The sequence below is a fragment of the Brachybacterium tyrofermentans genome, assembly GCF_014897585.1.
GTDB classification, from domain to species: Bacteria; Actinomycetota; Actinomycetes; order Actinomycetales; family Dermabacteraceae; genus Brachybacterium; species Brachybacterium tyrofermentans.
Genome location: NZ_JABUXW010000006.1, coordinates 169261 through 190021, shown reverse-complemented (window position 1 = coordinate 190021; position 20761 = coordinate 169261). Strand labels below are relative to the sequence as shown.

At 70.7% G+C, this 20761-nt stretch carries 18 protein-coding genes; 6 read left to right on the top strand and 12 right to left on the bottom strand.

Annotated features, from left to right (window positions below; translation table 11 throughout):
- Positions 1 to 751: 751 nt before the first annotated feature.
- Positions 752 to 2212: a PhoH family protein gene (locus INT49_RS06305; RefSeq protein WP_226849824.1), complete on the bottom strand. Its 1461-nt coding sequence runs from the start codon at positions 2210 to 2212 to the stop codon at positions 752 to 754.
- Positions 2213 to 2519: 307 nt separating this feature from the next.
- On the bottom strand, positions 2520 to 3278 hold the full coding sequence (locus INT49_RS06300) for an isoprenyl transferase (RefSeq protein ID WP_193116856.1): 759 nt from the start codon (positions 3276 to 3278) through the stop codon (positions 2520 to 2522).
- Between the two features lie 249 nt (positions 3279 to 3527).
- Here INT49_RS06300 and trhA point away from each other — a divergent pair, with 249 nt between their 5' ends.
- Positions 3528 to 4481 carry a PAQR family membrane homeostasis protein TrhA gene (trhA, locus tag INT49_RS06295; protein ID WP_193116855.1) on the top strand — a complete coding sequence of 318 codons (954 nt, stop codon included), beginning with the start codon at positions 3528 to 3530 and terminating at the stop codon, positions 4479 to 4481.
- A gap of 32 nt (positions 4482 to 4513) precedes the next feature.
- Here the strand turns inward: trhA and INT49_RS06290 are convergent, their stop codons facing one another.
- Positions 4514 to 5014, bottom strand: coding sequence for a hypothetical protein (locus INT49_RS06290; protein WP_193116854.1), 501 nt, complete (start codon positions 5012 to 5014; stop codon positions 4514 to 4516).
- Entirely contained in the window at positions 5011 to 5922 is a 912-nt protein-coding gene (gene mca / locus INT49_RS06285) for a mycothiol conjugate amidase Mca (RefSeq protein WP_193116853.1), read from the bottom strand. The genes INT49_RS06290 and mca overlap by 4 nt, the downstream gene beginning before the upstream one ends.
- Positions 5923 to 6130: 208 nt before the next feature.
- On the opposite strand from mca, the gene INT49_RS06280 reads away from it, so the two are divergent.
- Both INT49_RS06280 and greA read left to right on the top strand, forming a co-directional pair.
- Positions 6131 to 6523 carry a DUF4307 domain-containing protein gene (locus tag INT49_RS06280; protein ID WP_193116852.1) on the top strand — a complete coding sequence of 131 codons (393 nt, stop codon included), beginning with the start codon at positions 6131 to 6133 and terminating at the stop codon, positions 6521 to 6523.
- 330 nt (positions 6524 to 6853) lie between these two features.
- Entirely contained in the window at positions 6854 to 7342 is a 489-nt protein-coding gene (greA, locus tag INT49_RS06275) for a transcription elongation factor GreA (RefSeq protein WP_193116851.1), read from the top strand.
- Between the two features lie 131 nt (positions 7343 to 7473).
- Here greA and INT49_RS06270 read toward each other — a convergent pair whose 3' ends face one another.
- Entirely contained in the window at positions 7474 to 8817 is a 1344-nt protein-coding gene (locus INT49_RS06270) for an AI-2E family transporter (protein ID WP_193116850.1), read from the bottom strand.
- A 155-nt stretch (positions 8818 to 8972) separates the two neighbouring features.
- On the opposite strand from INT49_RS06270, the gene INT49_RS06265 reads away from it, so the two are divergent.
- Both INT49_RS06265 and INT49_RS06260 read left to right on the top strand, forming a co-directional pair.
- A complete protein-coding gene (locus tag INT49_RS06265; RefSeq protein WP_226849823.1) occupies positions 8973 to 9911 on the top strand; it encodes an ABC transporter ATP-binding protein in 939 nt (312 codons plus the stop codon).
- Positions 9896 to 11608, top strand: coding sequence for a hypothetical protein (locus INT49_RS06260; protein WP_193116849.1), 1713 nt, complete (start codon positions 9896 to 9898; stop codon positions 11606 to 11608). Before INT49_RS06265 ends, INT49_RS06260 begins: the two co-directional genes overlap by 16 nt.
- A gap of 297 nt (positions 11609 to 11905) precedes the next feature.
- On the opposite strand, the gene INT49_RS06255 is transcribed toward INT49_RS06260, so the two are convergent.
- The 7 genes from INT49_RS06255 to glmS all read right to left on the bottom strand — a co-directional run bounded on the left by INT49_RS06255 (position 11906) and on the right by glmS (position 18890).
- Positions 11906 to 12355, bottom strand: a complete 450-nt coding sequence (locus tag INT49_RS06255; RefSeq protein WP_226849822.1) for a GNAT family N-acetyltransferase — start codon at positions 12353 to 12355, stop codon at positions 11906 to 11908.
- Positions 12356 to 12521: 166 nt separating this feature from the next.
- The gene (tsaB, locus tag INT49_RS06250) at positions 12522 to 13217 is read right to left on the bottom strand and encodes a tRNA (adenosine(37)-N6)-threonylcarbamoyltransferase complex dimerization subunit type 1 TsaB (protein WP_193116847.1); all 696 of its coding nucleotides are present in this window, start codon (positions 13215 to 13217) and stop codon (positions 12522 to 12524) included.
- On the bottom strand, positions 13217 to 13858 hold the full coding sequence (tsaE, locus tag INT49_RS06245) for a tRNA (adenosine(37)-N6)-threonylcarbamoyltransferase complex ATPase subunit type 1 TsaE (protein ID WP_193116846.1): 642 nt from the start codon (positions 13856 to 13858) through the stop codon (positions 13217 to 13219). The genes tsaB and tsaE overlap by 1 nt, the downstream gene beginning before the upstream one ends.
- Positions 13855 to 15027, bottom strand: a complete 1173-nt coding sequence (alr, locus tag INT49_RS06240; RefSeq protein WP_193116845.1) for an alanine racemase — start codon at positions 15025 to 15027, stop codon at positions 13855 to 13857. The genes tsaE and alr overlap by 4 nt, the downstream gene beginning before the upstream one ends.
- A gap of 13 nt (positions 15028 to 15040) precedes the next feature.
- Complete coding sequence (locus tag INT49_RS06235; protein ID WP_193116844.1) at positions 15041 to 16528, bottom strand: NAD(P)H-hydrate dehydratase; 1488 nt, start codon at positions 16526 to 16528, stop codon at positions 15041 to 15043.
- Positions 16525 to 16968, bottom strand: a complete 444-nt coding sequence (locus INT49_RS06230; protein ID WP_193116843.1) for a holo-ACP synthase — start codon at positions 16966 to 16968, stop codon at positions 16525 to 16527. Before INT49_RS06230 ends, INT49_RS06235 begins: the two co-directional genes overlap by 4 nt.
- A gap of 53 nt (positions 16969 to 17021) precedes the next feature.
- Positions 17022 to 18890 (bottom strand): glutamine--fructose-6-phosphate transaminase (isomerizing), encoded by a 1869-nt coding sequence (glmS, locus tag INT49_RS06225; protein WP_193116842.1) that lies wholly within the window; start codon positions 18888 to 18890, stop codon positions 17022 to 17024.
- 301 nt (positions 18891 to 19191) lie between these two features.
- Here glmS and coaA point away from each other — a divergent pair, with 301 nt between their 5' ends.
- Positions 19192 to 20148, top strand: a complete 957-nt coding sequence (gene coaA / locus INT49_RS06220) for a type I pantothenate kinase (RefSeq protein ID WP_193116841.1) — start codon at positions 19192 to 19194, stop codon at positions 20146 to 20148.
- Positions 20149 to 20761 lie beyond the last annotated feature (613 nt).

Genomic DNA, 20761 nt, shown 5'->3' with positions numbered 1-20761 from the left:
CGCGAACAGGGAGATCAAACGTCCGCCCACAGGGAGATCCCGATGTCCCTTGACAGCCGTCGCCGCGGGGCACCCAGAGCCCGTGGAACAGCGCCGCCTCCAAACACGTCGGGCGAACACCGAGTGCTAGCAGGTCAACGAGCTTCGGTGGGGCAGAACTGGTGAGGTACCACGGTTGCCTGCTGACAGCAGTTCCGGACCGCTTCCATCGGTCGAGCTCACGCCGTGTCCAGCCTTCCCGCCGCAACTGGTTCCGATGACGGATTCCGGGGATCTCCATGCCTGCACCCCATCACCGGACGTAGTGACGTCGAGGGCAAAGGAGCGCGGGTGTGGACAGACCCGGAGTGGGGAGGAGAGGACGACGCACCGGACAAGGACCAGAGCCAGGGCCAGGGCCAGGGCCAGGAGCATCCTGGTGACACCCACAGTCGTCTGGCGCGCAAGCAGCCCCCATACGAGGCTCCCTGAGCATGACGCGCCAGTCAGCACGCACCATCGCCTCCACAGTCGCCTGGCGTGCAGGCAACACCTATACGAGGCTCCCTGATCATGACGCGCCAGTCAGCACGCACCATCGCCTCCACAGTCGCCTGGCGTGCAAGCAACACCCATACGAGGCTCCCTGACCATGACGCGCCAGTCAGCACGACGCGGCGAGAGGGAAATGGGAATCAGGGGCCACCTGGCCCTTCCCTGTCACGGCACCACGCACTCACCTGCCCCGGCTGCGCGACCTGACCATCCCCGCTCAGAACACCGGCTCGTCCAGCACGTGGGTGACCAGCTCGGCGACCTTGGAGCGCTCGGAGCGCTGCAGGGTCATGTGCGCGAAGAGCTCCTTCTCCTTGAGCGCTTCGACGACCGAGGCGATGCCGTCGTAGCGGCCGATGCGGAGGTTGTCCCGCTGGGCCACGTCATGGGTGAGCACGACGCGGGAGTTCTGGCCGACGCGGGAGAGCATCGTCAGCAGCACGTTGCGCTCCAGGGACTGCGCCTCGTCGACGATCACGAAGGCGTCGTGGAGGGAACGGCCGCGGATGTGGGTCAACGGCATCACCTCGAGCATGCCGCGTGAGAGCACCTCGTCGATGACGTTCTGGGAGACCATCGAGCTGAGGGTGTCGAACACGGCCTGGCCCCAGGGCCCCATCTTCTCGCCCTGGTCACCGGGCAGGAAGCCGAGCTCCTGGCCGCCCACGGCGAACAGCGGGCGGAACACCATGATCTTGCGCTGGGTGCGCCGTTCGAGGACGGCCTCGAGGCCGGCGCACAGGGCGAGCGCGCTCTTGCCGGTGCCCGCGCGACCGCCCAGGGAGACGATCCCGACGGACTCGTCCTGGAGCAGATCGATCGCGACGCGCTGCTCGGCGGAGCGGCCCGAGACACCGAAGACTGTCTGGTCGCCCTGGACGAGCGTCACCTGGTGATCGCGGGTGACCCGTCCCAGCGCCGAGCCTCGCGGGCTGGTGATCGTCAGCCCCGTGTGCACGGGCTGGTGGGCGACCTCGGAGATCTCGACCGTCTGACCGTCGTAGAGATCGGTCATGGTCTGCTCGTCGACCGAGGTCGTGACCATGCCTGTGTACCCGCGGTCCCGGGCGAGCTCGGCTCGGTACTCCTCAGCATGGATCCCGGAGGCGGAGGCCTTGATGCGCATCGGCAGGTCCTTGGAGACCAGCACGACGTCCTTGCCCTCGAGCTGCAGGTTCTTGGCGACCGCGAGGATCCGGGTGTCGTTGTCCCCGAGGCGGAAGCCGTCAGGCAACGAGGCGGTGTTCATGTGGTTGAGCTCCACCTGCACGTGCCCGCCGTCCTTGCCGATCGGCAGCGGCACGGAGAGGTTCCCGTGCTGCTCCCGCAGATCGTCGAGCAGGCGCAGCGCCTGCCGAGCGAAATAGCCGAGGTCCGGGTGGTGCCGCTTCGCCTCGAGCTCGGTGACGACCACGATCGGCAGCACGACGTCATGCTCGGCGAAGCGGTGCAGCGAGAGCGGGTCCGACAGCAGCACCGAGGTGTCCACCACGTAGGTGATCACACCCGTCTCCACGCCCGAGAGGATCTGCTGCGCTCCCCCGGGACGCAGCGACGGCACCACCGGCGAGCCGTCCCTGTTCGCGGCTCCGATCACCCCCGACCTGAACCTCGTACCGGAGCCTGCGATGTCCGTCTGTGCGGACATCGTCTCGCGGGCTGTGGTGGTGTCGTCCATCGGAGCCTCCCGAAATCGCGCGGATGCCTGGACCCTAGCGGGGTCCTCACCCGCTCACGGGCACGTCCCGCCGTCGGCGGGTTCGACGTTCACCCGATCGTCATCGGGAGTTCTGCCGAGCTCCCGATGACCCCAGTGTGCCACCGGTCGCATGCCCAGGGCGGGAGGTGCGGACACTCGATGTGCAGCCGTCGGGCCGGTCCGGGCCGACACCAGGGCCGAGGTCCGAGCCGCAGACGTACGGCGACAGGCATCGGGTGCCGGGCCCAGGCACCAGCGACAAGCGACAGGCGTCAGGCGCCGACCATCAGGCGCCGAAGCGTCGCTCTCGTCGGCAGAAGTCGCGCAGCGCGCGCAGCAGGTCGATCCGACGGAAGCCCGGCCAGTAGGTCTCGCAGAACCAGTACTCGGAGTGGACCGACTGCCACAGCAGGAAGCCGGAGAGCCGTTGCTCGCCCGAGGTGCGGATGATCAGATCGGGATCCGGCTGACCCCGGGTGTAGAGGTGCTCCGCGATCGAGTCGACGCTGATCGCCGCGGCGATGTCCTCCGGGGACCTGCCCTGCGCACCGAGGTCGCGCACCAGCTCCTGCACGGCGTCGACGATCTCCTCGCGGCCGCCGTAGCCGATGGCGACGTTGACTGTGAGCTCGGAGTCCGGGGCGGCGCGCTCCTGGATCCGGGCGATACCGGCGCGGACGTCGTCGGGCAGGGCCTCGGCGGTGCCGGTGAGCCGTACGCAGTAGCCGGCCCCGGCGATCTGTTCGACGGTCGAGGCGATGATCTCGTAGAGCGCGACGAGTTCCTCGGGCGGGCGGCTGAGGTTGTCGGTGGACAGCATCCACACGGTGACCAGGGGGATCTTGAGATCTTCGCACCAGGAGAGGAACTCGACGATCTTCGCGGCGCCAGCCCGATGGCCGTGCTCGGTGGACTCGCCGGCCTCTTTCGCCCAGCGACGGTTGCCGTCGACGATGACCCCGAGATGCTGCGGGAGCTCGAAGGCCTCGAGCTCCTTCGTGAGCCGACGTTCGTAGACGCGGTACAGAAGGCCGTCGTCATCCATTGCAGCCTCCGATCCCCCGGGTCGGATGCGGTGACCCGGCCGCCCTGGGGCGCCTGGCCCGTGCACGGCACGCGCTGTGCGGCCCGACCCATGACGCCGCACCCCTCCAGTATCGACGATGCCCGACCCCGACCTCGCCGTTTCCTCGCAATCCACACCGGATCGTCACGTGGAGCGTCACCTGGCGCACGCCGTGGAGCACGTCGAGGAGAGCCCCGAGGTTACGTTGCCGTAGGTTACGATTTCGCCATGACTAACGGGCCGCGACCCGAGGACTCCGACCGCTCCTCGACGACCACTCCATCGGACGACGCGAGACGGCAACCCGCCGCTGCGTCCAGCTCCTCACCCGCAGCCCGGACGGCCCTGTCGGCCGAGGATCCGGCGCTGCAGGAGGCCGCGGAAGCAGTGGCCGAATCCGGCGCTCCGAGCATCGACCCCGACGCCGAGACCCCCTCGATGTTGCCCTCGACGCAGCTCCCCTCGGAGCAGATCCCCACGGCAGAGACTCACCCCTTCGCCCCGAGGACCTTGACGCGGGCGATGGCCGCTCGGGCCACCCAGCTCGGGCTGCAGCTGCCGAAGCCGCGGATGCGCGGCGTGCTCCACCTGATCGCGTTCCCCACCTCGCTGGTGGCCGGGCTGCTGCTGGTCGCCTTCGGCGAGACTCTCGCAGTGCGTCTGGCGTGCGCCGTCTTCGTGCTGACCGCGGGGATGCTGTTCGGCGTCAGCGCCGTCTACCACCGCGGCACCTGGACACCTCAGCGCGCCATCATGCTGCGCCGCTTCGACCACGCGAACATCTTCCTCATCATCGCCGGCACGTACACCCCGATCGCGGTGTCGATGCTCGCCCCGCGCCAGGCGATCACCCTGCTCAGCATCGCCTGGGGCGGTGCGCTGGTCGGCGTGTGCTTCCGTCTGTTCTGGACGAACGCCCCGCGCTGGCTGTACGTCCCGGCCTACGTCGCCCTGGGCTGGGTGGCGGTCTTCTACATGCCCGCGCTCCAAGCCTCCGCCGGCTGGTCCGTCGTCTGGCTGCTGTCCATCGGCGGCCTGGCCTACACGGTCGGCGCCGTCGTCTATGCGCTCAAGAAGCCCAACCCGTCCCCGGCCTGGTTCGGGTTCCACGAGATCTTCCACGCGGGCACGCTGATCGGCTTCGGCTGTCACTTCGCGGCGGTCGCGACCGCCGTCGTCTGAGCGACGCGGCGCGGCGCAGTCTCCGAGTCACCTCAGCGGCGGTCGTCGCCGCCCGGTTCGTCGGTGTCATCATCGGCGTCGTGATCGGCGTCGTGCGCCGGCGAGGGCCGGGGATCCGCAGGGATCCCCGCCACGTCGCCAGACGTCTCCAACGAACTCTCCTCCGCCGTCCCCCGCGGGGCCTGACCCTCGGTGTCATCAGCGCCGGAAGGACCGCCCGAGCTCGTGGACCCCGCAGCGTCGTCCGGGGCGTCCTCCCCCTCGGCAGCCGCTGCCGCGGCGTCGCGCTCGGCCTGCTCGGCGTCCATGCGCTCCTGCACTGCGGCGCGGGCCTTCACGCGTCGCGTGCGTCGGGTCATGTCGAGCACCAGCAGCACCACGGCCACCGCGAGGATGAACATCGCGATGAAGCCGGGCAGGCCCGGAGAGACGGTGACGGAGTTGAAGCCGCTGCCATCCGAGGGGCCGCCGTCCGAGGGGAACGGACCGGCCAGGAGCACGCCGGCCGCCGACGAGAGCTGCGCACCGATCATGCGCGAGCCTCGATCGACTCGTCGCGCAAGCCGGCGAACAGGTCGTTCTCCGGCAGCTTCACGCCGATCCGGGAGATGTGCAGCTCGTAGTCCTCGGTGCCCCACACCGCGGTCTCCACATCATGGGAGATCCGGAAGAACGGGCCGTCGGGATCCACCTGCGTGGCATGTGCGCGCAGGGCGTCGTCGCGCACCCCGAGGTACTCACGCACGTCGATGCGCGTGGTCAGCAGCCGGTCCGTCGACTCGTCGAAGCGCTCCATCATCTGCTCGAGCTCCTCGTTCGGAGCGCCGGCGGCCCGCAGATGCCGGGCGACGGCGGAGAACCGCTGACGATGGAACCCGTTGATGTAGTAGAGCTTGGCGACCTCCCAGGGCTCTCCGAGCTCCGGGGCGAACTCCGGATCCGCGGCGAGGTCGAAGGCCGCGACACTGATCCGGTTGGTCTGGATGTGATCGGGGTGCGGGTAGCCGCCGTTCTCGTCGTACGTGGTCAGCACGTGCGGGCGCAGCCGACGGATGGCCTCCACGAGCGGGCGGGCCGCCTCCTCGGGGCTCAAGGTGGCGAAGCTCCCCTCGGGGAGCGGGGGCAGCGGGTCGCCCTCGGGCAGGCCGGAGTCGATGAAGCCCAGCCACTCGTGGTCCACGCCGAGGATTTCCTGGGCCGCGGCCATCTCCTGCCGGCGCACCGCCGGCAGGACGTCGCGGGTCAGGGCAGGATCGTCGCGCAGCCGTGGGTTCAGCACGTCCCCGCGCTCCCCTCCGGTGCACGTGATCACCGTGACCTGCGCACCCTCTCGGGCATAGCGAGCGGTCGTGCCGGCACCCTTGGAGGACTCGTCATCCGGGTGCGCGTGGACGGCCATCATCCGCAGGGTCTCATCGGGCGCAGGCAACTGGACGGTCACGGTTCTCCTCGGATCATCGGCTCGGGGACGAGGCACCCCGGGGCCCGGCAGCGGCATCTCGGGCGTGCCGTTCCAGCGTCCGATCGTACGCCACCGGGCCTGGGGGTTCACGGGGCGGCGGGCACAGGGCCGACGGACGTGACCGGGCCCTCCCGCCGCCCGCGCTCCCCTGGGAGGTCGGCGACCAGAGGTCTGGGAGGATGGCCCCATGAACGGCACCCTGCAGCGCCCGGCCGATCGCTACGGCGCACCGAAGATCTCGAAGCGCACCTCCCGGATCCTCGTGGCCCTCGTCGCTGCTGTCTTCCTCGCCGTGGTCGCCCTGGTCGGCTACTGGGTCGCGAGCCCACCCATCCGTGCCGACATGGTCGGCTACGACCACGTGGCCGACGATGTCATCGCCGTGCAGTACTCGCTCACCATGGATCCCGGCACCGAGGCCACCTGCCGCATCCAGGCCCTCAACGAAGGCCGCGCGCAGGTCGGATTCGTCGAGACCACCATCCCCGCGCAGACGGAGCGCCAGACGGTGCACTCCGTGGAGATCTCCACCCAGGGCGAGGCCGTCTCGGCCGAGATCGTGGCGTGCGAGCCCGCCTGATCGATCCCGCCTGATCGGTCCCACCCGACCGATCGCACCCGACCGATCTCGTCGGCGTCGCCCCCGCCTGAACAACCTCGCCCGCTCGCGGCGACCCCCAGGAAGCGCACATCCCCGGAACGGGCGCTCGAATTACTCGCAGCGCGAAACTCCTTGAACATTCGGGGAACCCTGAATTGTGCGGTGTAGGGTATCCCGAAACCGGCATCGAGCCGGTGATCATCACCCGCACCACGGGGCGCATGAGGACATGTGCCCCGTGATTCGCGTATAGGGGGCTCTTTCATGATGTCCCCGATGCGCACGATCCCAGACGACAGGAGTGAACCGATGAGCAGCCAGCCGAATGGCGCCTGGCTCACCCAGGACGCGTACGACCGCCTCACCCAGGAGCTCGCAGAGCTCGAGGGACCGGGCCGTACCGAGATCGCGGAGCGCATCGCCGCTGCCCGTGACGAGGGCGACCTCAAGGAGAACGGCGGCTATCACGCGGCCCGTGAGGAGCAGGGGAAGCAGGAGTCGCGCATCGCCGACCTCCAGCGTCTCCTCAAGAACGCCGTGGTGGGCGAATCGCCGAAGGACGACGGTGTCGTCGAGCCCGGCATGGTCGTCGTCATCACGATGGCCGGCAAGGAGCGCACGTTCCTGCTCGGAAACCGGGAGATCGCGGAGAACGCGGACCTGGAGGTGTACTCCTCCGAGTCGCCGCTGGGCGGCGCGATCCATGGCTCGAAGGTGGGCGACACGGTGGACTACACCGCGCCGAACGGGAAGTCGTTCGCGATCGAGATCCTGAGCGCGAAGCCCTACACCCCGTGACGTGATGCGCCGCGTGCGCAGCGCTCCGTCCGGAGCATGACGAGAATGGCCCCCGATCCGGCATCAGCCGGGTCGGGGGCCACTCTCGTGCCCTGGGAGGTGCTCCGGGTCCGCAGGCCCGGAGCACCTGGTTACTCCTGAGTCGGTTTCGTCGGGAACTCGGGGGCCTGCTCGGGCGCCTGCTCCGACGAGTCGGCCGACGGGGCTGCGGACGTCGCTGCCGACGGCACGTCGGACCCGGTCACCGACTGCGCCGGTGAGTCGCTCGCGTCCTGGTCCTCGGGCCCGCCGACGCCAGCATCAGCATCGTCGAGATGCGGGTGATACCCCGTGGCGATCGCCGCGAAGTGCTCCTGGGATGCCCTGTCCACACCCAGCTCCGGGCTGGGGTCACGGCCCACGATGTACAGCAGGGTGGCGTTCACGAACGCGATCAGCGGGATCGCGAACAGGGCGCCGGGGATCCCGGCGATCATCGCGCCGCCGGCCACGCCCAGGAACACCGCGAGCGGGTGCAGCTCGACGGCCTTGCCCATGAGCAGCGGCTGGAGGACGTTGCCCTCGAGCTGCTGCACGAGCAGCACGATGCCCAGCATGATCAGGGCGAAGATCCAGTTCTGCAGCACCAGCACGAGCAGTACGGCGATGATGCCTGAGGCGATCGCGCCGACCAGCGGGATGAAGGAGAACAGGAACACGAGCAGCCAGATCGGCACCGCGTAGGAACCCAGGCCGAGGGCGACCATGCCGATCGAGATGCCCACGGCGTCCACGGCGGCCACCAGGATCTGGGTGCGCACGTAGGCCGACAGCGCCTTCCAGCCCCGTCGGAACGCCTCATGGGTGCCGGTCCGGGCGGCCGGCGGCATGAGGCCGACGACCCAGCGCCAGATCGTCGGGCCGCTCGAGAGCAGGAAGAAGAGCGTGAACAGCATGATCAGGACGCCGGTGACGAGGTTGCCGAGCACCGCGGCCGTGCTGACCGCCGAGTTGAGCAGCGTGTCCGCGTTCTCCTGCAGCTTGGCCAGGCCCTCGTCGAGGGCCGAGTTGATCATCGGGGTATCGATCTGGAAGGTCGTCTTCGCCCACTCCGACACGGATTCGAAGCCCGTGACCAGCTTGTCCTGGATATCCGCCCACTTGGCGATCAGCTGCCGCCCGGCGAGGGTGAACATTCCCGCGACCACGAGGAGCAGTCCGAGCAGGGCGACCCCGCTGGCCGCCGCGCGGCCCAGGAACGTATAGCGGGTGAGCAGCTTGACCACGGGGGTCAGCAGCACGGCGAGGAGGACCGCGAGCAGCACCGGGATCACGATCCCGGTCACCTGGAGCAGGCCGTAGAGGATCAGGGCCGTGGTCGCGACGATCACGAGGATCCGCCAGGACCAGGCGGCCAGCCGTCGGATGCCGAGCGGGATCTCTTCGACCTCCTGAGACAGGCCAGGCGCGCGCGGAGAGGGGCGCAGCTTCGACATGGGATTCCTTCCCTCGGTACCAGGACAACTCCTGCGCATCCTAGTTGCCCAGCGCCCTCCGGGACGCCTCCCGGGGCGCGCACCCGACGAAGGTCGGTCCTGTCCTCACCGACCGGGGGACCCCGCGTCGACCAGCCGCTCGGTAGCGTGATCCCATGCACTCAGCCGACCCGTCCTCCTCGATCCCGTCCGGCTCCCCCGATCCGTCCGCGGCCGGTCCGTCAACGGCCGATCCGTCCACGCCTGTCCCGTCCGGCTCCCCCGATCCGTCCGCGCATGCGCCGACGGCGCCGGTCACGGGAGCCGCGGCGCCCGTCGGAGCCGACACCGCCCTCCCGACGCAGTCCGCGCTGTCGATCCGCGGGCTGCGCAAGACCTTCGGCAAGACCGAGGTCGTCCACGGGATCTCCCTGGACGTGCCGCGCGGCTCCTTCTACGGGATGGTGGGCCCCAACGGTGCGGGCAAGACCACCACCCTCTCGATGGCGACCGGTCTGCTGCGGCCCGATGCCGGCACCGCGCACGTCCTCGGCACGGATATGTGGGCCGACCCCACCACGGCGAAGGCCCAGCTGGGAGTGCTCGCCGACGGCCTGCGCACCTTCGACCGGCTGACCGGGCGCGAGCTGCTGACCTACGTCGGCCTCATCCGTGGCATGGAGGCCGACGTCGTCGACCAGCGCAGCGCATCGCTGCTGGCCGCCCTGGACCTCGAGGGCGAGGACGGCAAGCTCGTCGTCGACTACTCCGCCGGCATGACCAAGAAGATCCTGCTGGCCTGCGCGCTGCTGCATGCTCCGCGCCTGCTGATCCTCGACGAGCCCCTCGAGGCCGTCGACCCGGTCTCCGCGCAGGTGATCCGGAAGATCCTCACCGCCTACGTCGACGGCGGCGGCACCGTGGTGCTGTCCAGCCACGCGATGGAGCTGGTCGAGGGTCTGTGCAGCCACGTCGCGATCATCGCGGACGGCGTGCTGATGGCCGACGGGACGCTCGACGAGGTCCGCCAGGGCGGCAGTCTCGGGCAGACGTTCATCGATCTCGTGGGCGGTGGCGACGTCGCTGAAGGGAGCCTGTCGTGGTTGGAGTCCTGAGCAGCGAGCACACCGCGACCGCCTCCGCAGCAGGCGTCCACCACGGCGCGGTCTCCCAGAAGTCCCTGATCCGCCTCCTGGTGACGCTGAAGTGGACCCTGTGGAAGCGCTCCTACCGCAAGAACATCGGCAAGCTCGTCGGGACGATCCTCGGCGGCCTGTATGCGCTCGGCGGTCTCGTCGGCCTGGTGTTCGCCTTCCTCGGCGCGACGCTGTGGAGCGGCGAGGGTGATCTGTTCCCGATGATCATCCGCGGTCTCGGCGCCCTGACCGTTCTGCTGTGGTTCCTGATCCCCGTGCTGGCCTTCGGCCTCGACGACACGCTGGATCCACGCCGCTTCGCCCTGTTCCCGCGCAACGGCAAGGAGCTGCAGCCCGGGCTGCTCGCTGCGGCCATGCTCGGCCTGCCCAGTCTGTTCACCCTGGTCGCGCTGGTCATCGCCACCGCCTTCGAGGTGCTGTGGCTGGTGCTCTTCGGCCAGGGCGTGGGGTGGATCATCGCCGCCGTGGTGCTGCTCATCCCGGCGAACCTCGCCGGCCTCGCCCTGTGCCTGCTGCTGCCGCGCGCCTGGTTCGCGCACTCGGCGAGCCGCGCCTCGTCCCGCAGCGGGCGCGAGCTGGGCGGGATCATCGGCATGCTGGCCATGTTCGCCGTGATCTACGGCTTCTCCCTGGGCATGCAGAAGGTCTCGGAGATCGACGTCGACTTCGTGATGCGCTGGCTGCCCACCGTCATCGATGTGCTGACCTGGACCCCCTTCGGCGCACTCTTCGCGGTGCCCATGGACCTCGCCGAGGGCCATGTGGTGCCGGCGCTCCTGCGCCTGGCGATCGGGGCGGCGACGATCGCGCTGACCTGGCTGTGGTGGCGTCGTTCGCTGGACGCCTCGCTGACGTCGGCTCTGACCGGTGACGCCTCCTCCGGGACCACGAAGGTCTCCGCCCTGGTGCCGCGCTTCGTGAAGCCGTCGGCCTTCGGAGCGATGATGGGCAAGTCGCTGCGCTACTGGCGCCGCGACACCCGATACCTGGCCGCGATCGGCATCTATCCGCTGATCATCGTGTTCCTCGTGGCGATGGGGATGATGCTCCCGGAGTCGCGGTCGATGATGCTCGCCATGGTGGTCCTGATGTGCGGCCTCAGCGGGCTCAGCCTGTGCAACGAGATCGGGTTCGACGGTCCGTCCGGCTGGGTGAATATCACGGCGAATCTCCCGGCGCGCGCGAATCTGCTGGGCCGGGTCGCGGCGATCGCCGTGATCATGGTGCCGCCGGTGATCGTGGTCTCCGCCGTGATCCCGCTGCTGTACGGCCTCCCCCATCTCATTCCGCTCATCGTGCTGGCCTCCCTCGGCACGATGGCCACCGGATGGGGTGCCTCGGTCGCGATCTCGGCGATCCTGCCCTACCCGGCATCCGCCCCCGGCACCAATCCGATGAAGGACAAGTCCGCCTCGAGCACGAACGCGATGCTCACGATGACGATCGCCATGGTCGCGGTGTTCGTGCCGCAGATCCCGACGGTCGGCCTGGCGATCTGGGGGCTCGTGGTGGGCAGCGATCTGCTGCTGCTCGTCGCCGGGATCCTCTCGCTCGCCGTCGGCATCGTCGCCTTCCTGGTGGGCCTGCGCATCGGAGTGGCGCGGCTGACCAGCCGCTATCCGGATCTGTTCCAGAAGGTGCGCGACTTCCTCTGAGCGCACGCCCCCGCCCCGCCCCGTCTCCACCCAGGCCTGCTGCCGATCCCTCCGATCAGGTCGCAGCCGACCTGCCCGTCAGCGCCCCCAGCCGTCACGCCCACCCAATCCACCGAAACATCCCGCTAGCGACACGAAACGAGGGAGTCGACAGGCGCCCACGGGCGTGTCACGGGCATCTCACCGAGCGGGAGCGGAGGGTTCCTCCACCGGGCGCGACGGCGGGGGCGACGGGTGCCGGCCAGCAACTCGGTGCCAGAGCAGAGCAGGCGCGCAGCGGGGTGCAGGCGAGTCTGCTCAGGCTCCGAGGTCACGCTGCATGACCAGGGCGTCGATGCGTCGACCCCGGATCCGGTAGTAGCCCTTGCGGCGGTCGATCTCCTGGTAGCCAGCCCGCGCGTAGAAGGACCTGGCCCGGTCGTTGTCTTCGCGCACCTCGAGGAGAAGCCGCTCCGCTCCCCCGCGTCGCGCCTGTTCCTCGCACCAGGCGAGCAGGGCGCGGCCGATGCCGACGCTCTCGCGCAGGGTGCCGATGGTGTGCAGGTCCGCCAGGTCGCCGGCCAGCATGATCCCGGCGTAGCCGAGCAGCTCTCCGCTCGCGTCAGCACCCGCGGCGGCAATCACGTAGCGCCGGTCGGGGTGCTCGATCTCCTCGGCGAGCTGGAAGACATTCCAGGCCTCGTCGGGGAACAGCTCGAGCTCGGCGAAGGCGATCTCCTCGACATCGGCGGGGGTCGCGAGGCGCAACGCCCATGCCTCCGGGGTCGTGCCGTCTGGCGATGATGCGGCGCCAGCTCCCGCCCCAGCGCCTGCGCCAGCGCCAGCGCCAGCTCCCGCCCCAGCGCCTGCGCCAGCGCCTGCGCCAGCTCCCGCCCCGGCGCCGTCTCTGGTCGTCATCTCCGCTGCTCCGTGCTCAACGACCCAGGGCGCTCTTGCGCGCGGTGGGCTTGGCGGCGTCGGGCTCGCGGAGGTACATCGGGTCGGTGCTGGAGAGGCCGATGCCCTGGCCGGCCAGCTGCGCGGCGGCGAGGATCAGATGCCCGGCGTCCACATGGGCCATCTCCACGGTGGCGGGGAGCAGCTCCGGATAGATCGCCGTGCCGGAGCCGACGAGCAGGTCGCAGGCGGACAGCTCCGCAGAGACATCGGCCGGGAGGTCGACCGCGGGCTCGCTGGTGCGGGTCACCGTGCCGTCCTCATCGCGACGGTAGCGGGCGTGGTAGACCTCGCGGCGCCGTGCATCCAGCGCCACGCCGACGGTCACAGGCGAGGCATCGGTGGTGGCCAGGGCCTGGTGGGCGAGGGCATCGAGGGAGCTGAGTCCGTGCAGCGGGATCCCGAGCACGCCGGCGATGCTGCGGGCGGCGACCAGCCCCACGCGCAGGCCGGTGAACGGGCCCGGGCCGCGCCCCACGACGATCCCGGTGAGGTCGGAGCGCTGCACGCCCACCTCACCCATCGCCGTGTCCACGAGGGACAGCAGCACCTCGTCATGATGACGCGAGCGCTCGTCCCCGTGCACGGTGAGGATCTCCGGTGTCGTGCCGTCGAGGGCGCCGCGCGCCACGGCGACGCTCACAGCCCCGGAGGTGTCGATTCCCAGCAGCATCAGCGGTTCTCCTCAGTGGTCGATCCGGTCGCGCAACCGGTCGGGGCATCCTCCGGTGCGTCCGGCGCTGCGGATCCGTCGATCTCCACGGCGTCCAGCGGGGACAGGGCGCCGAGCAGCTCGGCACGGGAGCTCGTGTCCCAGCGCGGCCCGCTCGGGGTCAGGCGCAGGGCACGGGGCTCGTCGGGGTCGTCGGGGTCGTCGACCTGGTCGGGGCGCTCGAGCTCGAGCAGCAGGTAGGAGTCCACGAGGTGCTCCACGCGGCCCCGCCCCCATTCCACGACCGTGACGGCCTCGTCGAGGTCCGCCTCCAGATCGAGGTCGTCGATATCCCCGTCGGCGCCCAGCCGGTAGGCGTCCACGTGCACGAGCGCGGGGCCGCCGCGGAGGCTCGGGTGCACCCGCTCGATGACGAAGGTCGGGGAGGCGACGGGGCCACGCACTCCCAGTCCGGCGCCGAGGCCCTGGGTGAAGGTGGTCTTCCCGGCGCCCAAGGGCCCGTCGAGGATCAGCACGTCGCCGGGCCGCAGCACGCCGGCGAGAGCGACCGCGACGGCGCGGGTCCCGTCGGCGTCGACGGTCCGGACCTCCAGGGTCTGGGCGTCGAGGGACCCGGCCTCGAGGCCGCCCTGGCCGGTCATGCGCGCACCTCGCGGGTGACGCGACCGGAGACGGAGGTGAGGACCTCGTAGGGGATGGTCCCGGCGGCGCGCGCCCAGTCGACGGCTGTGGTGGCGGAGGGCTCCGTGGGGGCCTCCCCGGCGTCGCCGAACACGAACACCTCGTCGCCGGCGCGGGCGTCGGTGTCGGGCCCCAGATCGATGACGATCTGGTCCATGCTGATGCGCCCCACCTGCGGGGCGCGGTGATCACCGGAGGCGGTGCGCACGAGCACATCGCACTGGTCGCTGCCGGCGCGGTGCAGCCCGTCGGCGTACCCGATCGGCACCAGGCCCAGTCGGGTGCGGCGGGAGGTGGAGCGGATCCGGCCGTAGCCGATGCTGTGCCCCTCCGGAACCTCCTTGACCAGGGCCAGGCGGCTGGTGAGGGTCATCGCCGGGCGCAGCGGGACGTCGGTCGCCACCGGCGGGTAGCCGTACAGGGCGATACCGGGTCGCACGATATCGCGGTGCAGGTCAGGGCGGGTCAGGAGCGCGGCGGAGTTGGCAAGGTGCTGCAGCGGGATCGGGCCCACCTCGTCGGCGAGCGCGTCGCAGGCCGAGTCGAACAGCGACACCTCCTGGTCGGTGGAGGGATCCGTGGGATCATCCGCGCTGGTGAGGTGGGTCCAGGCGGCGACGACCTCGATGAAGTCGTCCTCCCGCATCGCGGCGCCGATCTGACGGATCTGCTCGGGCAGGACACCGTTGCGCCCCATGCCCGTGTCGATCTTCAGGTGCACGCGGGCGCGCCGGTCGGCCTTGCGGGCGGCGTCGGCGACCAGCGTGAGCATCTCGGGCGAGCCGACGGACACGTCGATCCCGGAGCTGATCACGTCGGGCAGCACGACCGCCGCGGTGTGCGGCTCGTACAGCCAGGTCAGGATGTGCACGTCGAGGCCGGCGCGGCTGAGGGCGAGCGCACTGGCGGGGTGGGCGACGCCGAGCCAGGTGGCACCGCCCTCGAGGGCGGCACGGGCGGCGGTGAGCATGCCATGCCCGTACCCGTCGGCCTTGACCACGGCCATGAGAGCGGTGTGCTCCTCGAGCAGACCGGTCAGGGCGCGGGTGTTCTGGGTGATCGCCGAGGGGTCGATCACGGCCCGGTTGGGCACGTGCCGAGGGTCCTCAGCAGGGATCGGGATGGTCATCGGGCTCCTAGGATCACGACAGGGCGTCCGCCAGGATATCCCCGAGGGCACGGGGCAGGTGATCGGCGACGTCGAGGGCGACGAGCGGCAGGCGCCCTCCGAGGGAGGCGAGACGGCCCGCTCGGCCGTGCAGGATCGCAGCGAGCGCGGCGGCATCGGGCCCCTCGAGACCGGCGGCGAGGAGGGTGCCCAGCACACCGGCGAGCACGTCCCCGGTGCCCGCCGTGGCGAGCTGCGACGTCGCGTCGTCCTGGCTGCGAAGGGGCCCTCCGTCGCCCGGGGCGACGAGCGTGATCGCGCCCTTGAGCAGGACGGTTGCGCCGGTCCGTGCCGCGAGCGCGGTCGCCAGCCCGGGCCCGGGGAGGTGGGCGTCCACGCCGAGCCGCTCCGCGAGCCGGTCGGCCTCTCCGCGGTGCGGGGTGAGGACCACGCCGGGGCCGAAACGCTGCTGCGGCGTGATCGCCTCGAGCCCCCCGGCGTCGATCACCCCGCGGTCCAGGCCCCCGCTGTCGGCGAGGAGGGCCACGCCGGTGCGGGTGCGAGGATCCTCACCCGGGAGCCCGGGGCCGACGACGAGCGCGTGCGTGCGTCCGATCTCCTCGAGGTCGACGGTGCCGGTCCGGTGGCCGACGATCTCGGGGCGCGCCCGCAGCACGAGGTCCAGGACCTCCTGCGGGGCCACGCAGCGCACCATCCCGGCGCCGGCCCGGGCGGCGCCGGAGGTCGCGAGCACCGCCGCTCCGGGGAAGCGGACGCTGCCCGCGGCGAGGGCGACCACGCCGCGGGAGTACTTGGTCGCGTCCCGCCCGGGGTGGGGCCAGAGGGCGCGCACGTCCTCGTCCTCGAGCCGGTGGACCGCCGGGACGGAGGGCAGATGCTCCTCCAGCCCGAGATCGACGGGATGGATGCGGCCGGCGCGCTCGGCACCGCCGGGCAGCAGCAGCCCTGCCTTCAGCGCGCCGAAGGTGACCGTCGCCTGGGCCACGAGGGCACCGGGTGCGGCCTGACCGGTGGTGGCGTCGACGAAGCTGGGAAGGTCGACGGCGAGCACGGGGACGCCGGCGGCGGTGACCGCCTCCAGCAGCGGGACGAGATCGGCGGGGATCTCGGGGCGCCCGCCGATGCCGACGATCGCATCCAGCACGAGGTCCGCCTCGGTGAGCAGGGCGTCTATGGCCTCGGGGGCGAGCTGCCCGAGGGGATGGATCATCCCGTCGGCGGCCCGCAGGGCGGCGGCTCCGTCCTCGTGGAGCGTGCCCGCGGTGGTGATCGCGTCCGCCGTGATGCCCTCGCCGCGCAGGATCGCGGCCGCGTGCAGGGCATCGCCGCCGTTCGCGCCGCTGCCGACCAGCGCGAGGACATGCGGTGCCTCCGGGGTGCGCAGCCGCTTCGCGACGTGGCCGGCCAGGGCGCGGGCGGCGCGCTGCATGAGCGGCTGGCCCGCGTCGAGCACGGGGCGCTCTGCGGCGCGGATGTCCTCGGCGGTGTAGGCGCTGATCATCGGTGCTCCCGTTCCGCGACCACGATCGCCGTGGCGATGTCCCCGTCGTGCGAGAGCGAGAGGTGCAGGTGGCGCACCCCGGCCTGCTCGGCGGCCCGCAGCGTCGCCCCGCGCAGCCGCAAATAGGGGCGTCGCGTCGGCGTCTTCTGCACGGTGACGTCCTGCCAGGAGAAGTCCCCGGGGGCGCCGAGCGCCTTGCCCACGGCCTCCTTCGCGGCGACCCGAGCGGCCCGCGAAGCATCCGAGAGCCCCCGCTCCCCCGGGGTGAACAGGCGCTCGAGCAGGGCCGGGGTGCGGTCGATCATCCCCGCGAGCCGGGAGATGTCCACGACGTCGATGCCCACCCCCACCACGGTGCCGTCGTCCGCAGGCGCGAACGCCCGGCCTCCGAAGCTGTCTTCGGGGCCGGGCGCCGTGGTCGCGAGGGGAATGCTGCTCATCCCCGCAGTATCACACCCTGACCCGGGTGTCTGCGGAAGCGCAGGTCAGAACCTCATTCGACGGTGACGGACTTCGCCAGGTTGCGCGGCTGGTCCACGTCCAGGCCCTTCGCCGTGGCGAGCTCGCAGGAGAAGATCTGCAGCGGGATCACGGTCAGCAGCGCGGCGAACAGGGTGCGGGTCGCGGGCACCCGGATCACCTCGTCGGCGTAGGGAAGCACTGCGTCATCGCCCTCCTCGGCGATCACCAGCGTGCGGGCGCCGCGGGCGCGCACCTCCTGAATGTTGGAGACGACCTTGGAGTGCAGGGAGTGGCGGCCGTTGGGCGAGGGCACGATGACGAACACCGGCTGCCCCTCCTCGACGAGCGCGATCGGACCGTGCTTGAGCTCGCCGGCGGCGAAGCCCTCGGCGTGGATGTAGGCGATCTCCTTGAGCTTGAGCGCGCCCTCCATGGCGGTCGGGTAGCCGACGTGGCGACCCAGGAACAGCACGCTGGTGGCGTCCTTCATGTCCTGGGCGAGCTTCTCGACCTGCGCGGAGCTGTCCAGCACCTGCTGGATCTGCTCGGGGATCTGCTCGAGGTCGCCCATCAGTGCGGCGATCTCGTCGGGATAGAGGTTGCCGCGCACCTGCGCCAGGAACAGGCCCAGCAGGTAGCAGGCCGCGATCTGCCCCAGGTACGCCTTGGTGGAGGCGACGGCGATCTCGGGGCCCACGTGCAGGTACAGGGCGGCATCGGACTCGCGCGGGATGGTGGAGCCGCGGGTGTTGCAGATCGCGATGACCTTGGCGCCCTGCTCGCGGGCGTGGCGCACGGCCATCAGGGTGTCCATGGTCTCGCCGGACTGCGAGATCGCGACCACGAGGGTCTTCTCGGTGACGACCGGGTCGCGGTAGCGGAACTCGTGGGCGAGCTCGACCTCGGTGGGGATGCGGCACCAGTGCTCGATGGCGTACTTCGCCACGGCGCCGGCGTTCGCGGCGGTGCCGCAGGCGACCACGACGATCTTGTCGACGCTGCGCAGCACGGAGGGATCGATGTCCATCTCGTCGAGCTTGAGGGAGCCGTCCTCGAGCCGGCCCAGCAGGGTGTCGGCCACGGCGCTCGCCTGCTCGTGGATCTCCTTGGCCATGAAGGACGGGTAGCCGCCCTTCTGCGCGGCCGCGGCGTCCCACTCGATCGTGTAGCGCTTGGCGTCGGTGACCTCGTGGCCCTCGAAGTCGATGATGGCCACGTCGTCCGCGGTGACGGTGACGACCTGGTCCTGGCCGATCTCCAGGGCCTCCTTGGTGGAGTCCACGAAGGCGGCGACGTCGGAGCCCAGGAAGTTCTCGCCCTCGCCCAGTCCCACGACCAGCGGGGAGTTGCGGCGGGCGGCGACGACCGTGTCGGGGGCGTCCTGATGCACGGCGAGCAGGGTGAAGGCGCCCTCGAGCGAGGCGGCGGCGCGGCGCATCGCCTCGGTGAGGTCCCCGGCGGTCTCCATCTCGCGGGCCACCAGGTGGGCGGCGGCCTCGGAGTCGGTCTCGGAGGTGAAGGCGTACCCGTCGGCCTCGAGCTCGGCACGCAGGTGGGCGAAGTTCTCGATGATGCCGTTGTGCACGACGGCGAGCTCGCCGTGGCGGCCGCCGAGGTGCGGGTGGGCGTTGGTATTGGTGGGGCCGCCGTGGGTGGCCCAGCGGGTATGGGCGATCGCGACGCGCCCGGTGGTCTCGGCGCCGCCCTCGAGGGCGGCACGGAGGTTCGCGAGCTTGCCCGCGCGCTTGGTGACGCGCACGGAGCCGTCATCGATCACGGCGACACCCGCGGAGTCATAGCCGCGGTACTCGAGGCGGGCGAGGCCCTGGAGGGCGACGTCCACGGGACGGGAGGAGGGGGCCTTTGCCTGCGGGCCTGCATATCCGACGATTCCACACATGCCGCTCACGCTAGTGATCCCGGCCGTGGATCTCGTCCTGCGCACGGAATCCGTGGGAGTCGTTCCTCACTGTGGCAGGGGCCCGTGCACGGGCCTGGCGGAACGTGCGCAGGGCCGGTCACATTCGCGCACAGGGCCTCGCAGGGTGCCGGGAGAATCCACGCCGTGTGCCGGAACGGCCCTCGGGGCCCACCCGAGAACTGCCTCCGAGTGCTCCGACCGGCGCCTCGGGAGGTCGCGCCGGTCTCATCTGACAGCTCGGTGGCGAGTTTCGGCTCGCAGTGCTGGAACAATCAGCGCTATGAAGGCCGCTTCAGCGTCGAGCACCGTCACCCCGTTCGAGGAGATCCCGCGGGATGACTGGGCCCGACTGTCCCAACAGACCCCGCTCCCGCTCTCCGAGGACGACGTCGTGCGCCTGCGCGGTCTCGGCGACCGGATCGACCTGCAGGAGGTCGACGCGGTGTACCGGCCGATCTCCCGCCTGCTCAACCTCCAGGTCGCGGCGGCGCAGAGCCTGCGGCGCGACCGTGAGGGCTTCCTCGCCCAGCCCCAGCAGCGCACCCCGTACATCATCGGGGTGGCCGGGTCCGTCGCGGTCGGCAAGTCGACGACCGCCCGCCTGCTGCGCGAGCTGATGGCACGCTGGCCCAAGACGCCGCGCGTCCAGCTCGTGACGACCGACGGGTTCCTGCTCCCGAATGCCGAGCTCGAGAACCGCGGGATCATGCACCGCAAGGGCTTCCCCGAGAGCTACGACCGCCGCAAGCTGCTGCGCTTCGTCTCCGACGTGAAGTCAGGGCAGGACAGGGTCGAGGCACCGGTCTACTCGCACCTGACCTACGACATCCTGAAGGACGAGAAGGTGGTCGTCGAGCAGCCCGACGTGCTCATCCTCGAGGGGCTCAACGTGCTGCAGCCGGCGCGCCCCCGCCGCGACGGGCGACTGGGCATGGCGGTCTCGGACTTCTTCGACTTCTCGATCTACGTGGACGCCCGTGCCGAGGACGTGCAGCGCTGGTACGTGGATCGGTTCCTGCAGCTGCGCCGCACCGCCTTCTCGGATCCGCGGTCCTACTTCCGCCGTTACGCGGACCTCACCGACGAGGAGGCCGTGCAGACCGCGCAGCGGATCTGGCGCACCATCAACGGCCCCAACCTCACCGAGAACGTGCTTCCCAACCGCGGCCGCGCCGATATCGTGCTGCGCAAGGACAGCCAGCACCGCGTGCACTCCGTGCTGCTGCGCAAGGTCTGACCCGCCTCTCGCCCCGGGGACAACGCACCGATTCCTTCGAAACGTGCCGCTGAGGACACGTCTCGAGGGACCCGCGAGGAGCCGCAGCGGTCGCGAGCGCCGAGTCCCCAGAAACGTCCCGCTGACGGGACGTTCTCGAGGAATCGGGAACGAGGCACCGCTACAAGGCACGGATTCCCCAGAAACGTGCCGCCGAGGACACGTCTCGAGGGACCCGCGAGCAGCCGCAGCGGCCAGGAGCGCCGAGTCCCCAGAAACGTCCCGCTGACGGGACGTTCTCGAGGAATCGGGAACGAAGCACCGCCACAAGGCACGGATTCCCCGGAAACGTGCCGCCGAGGACACGTGTCGAGGGATTCGCGAGGAGCCGCAGCGGTCGCGAGCGCCGAGTCCCCAGAAACGTGCCGCTGACGGGACGTTCTCGAGGAATCAGGAACGAAGCACCGCCACAAGGCACGGATTCCCCGGAAATGTGCCGCCGAGGACACGTATCCGGGGAATCCGGGGCCGGATCGGGTCGGTGACCGATGTTGGGTGGCCTGTGGCCCATGCCGGGCTCCCCCGGCCGGCTAGCGGGTCACAGACCCACGCGGTCCCGGATCAGAGCCCCACG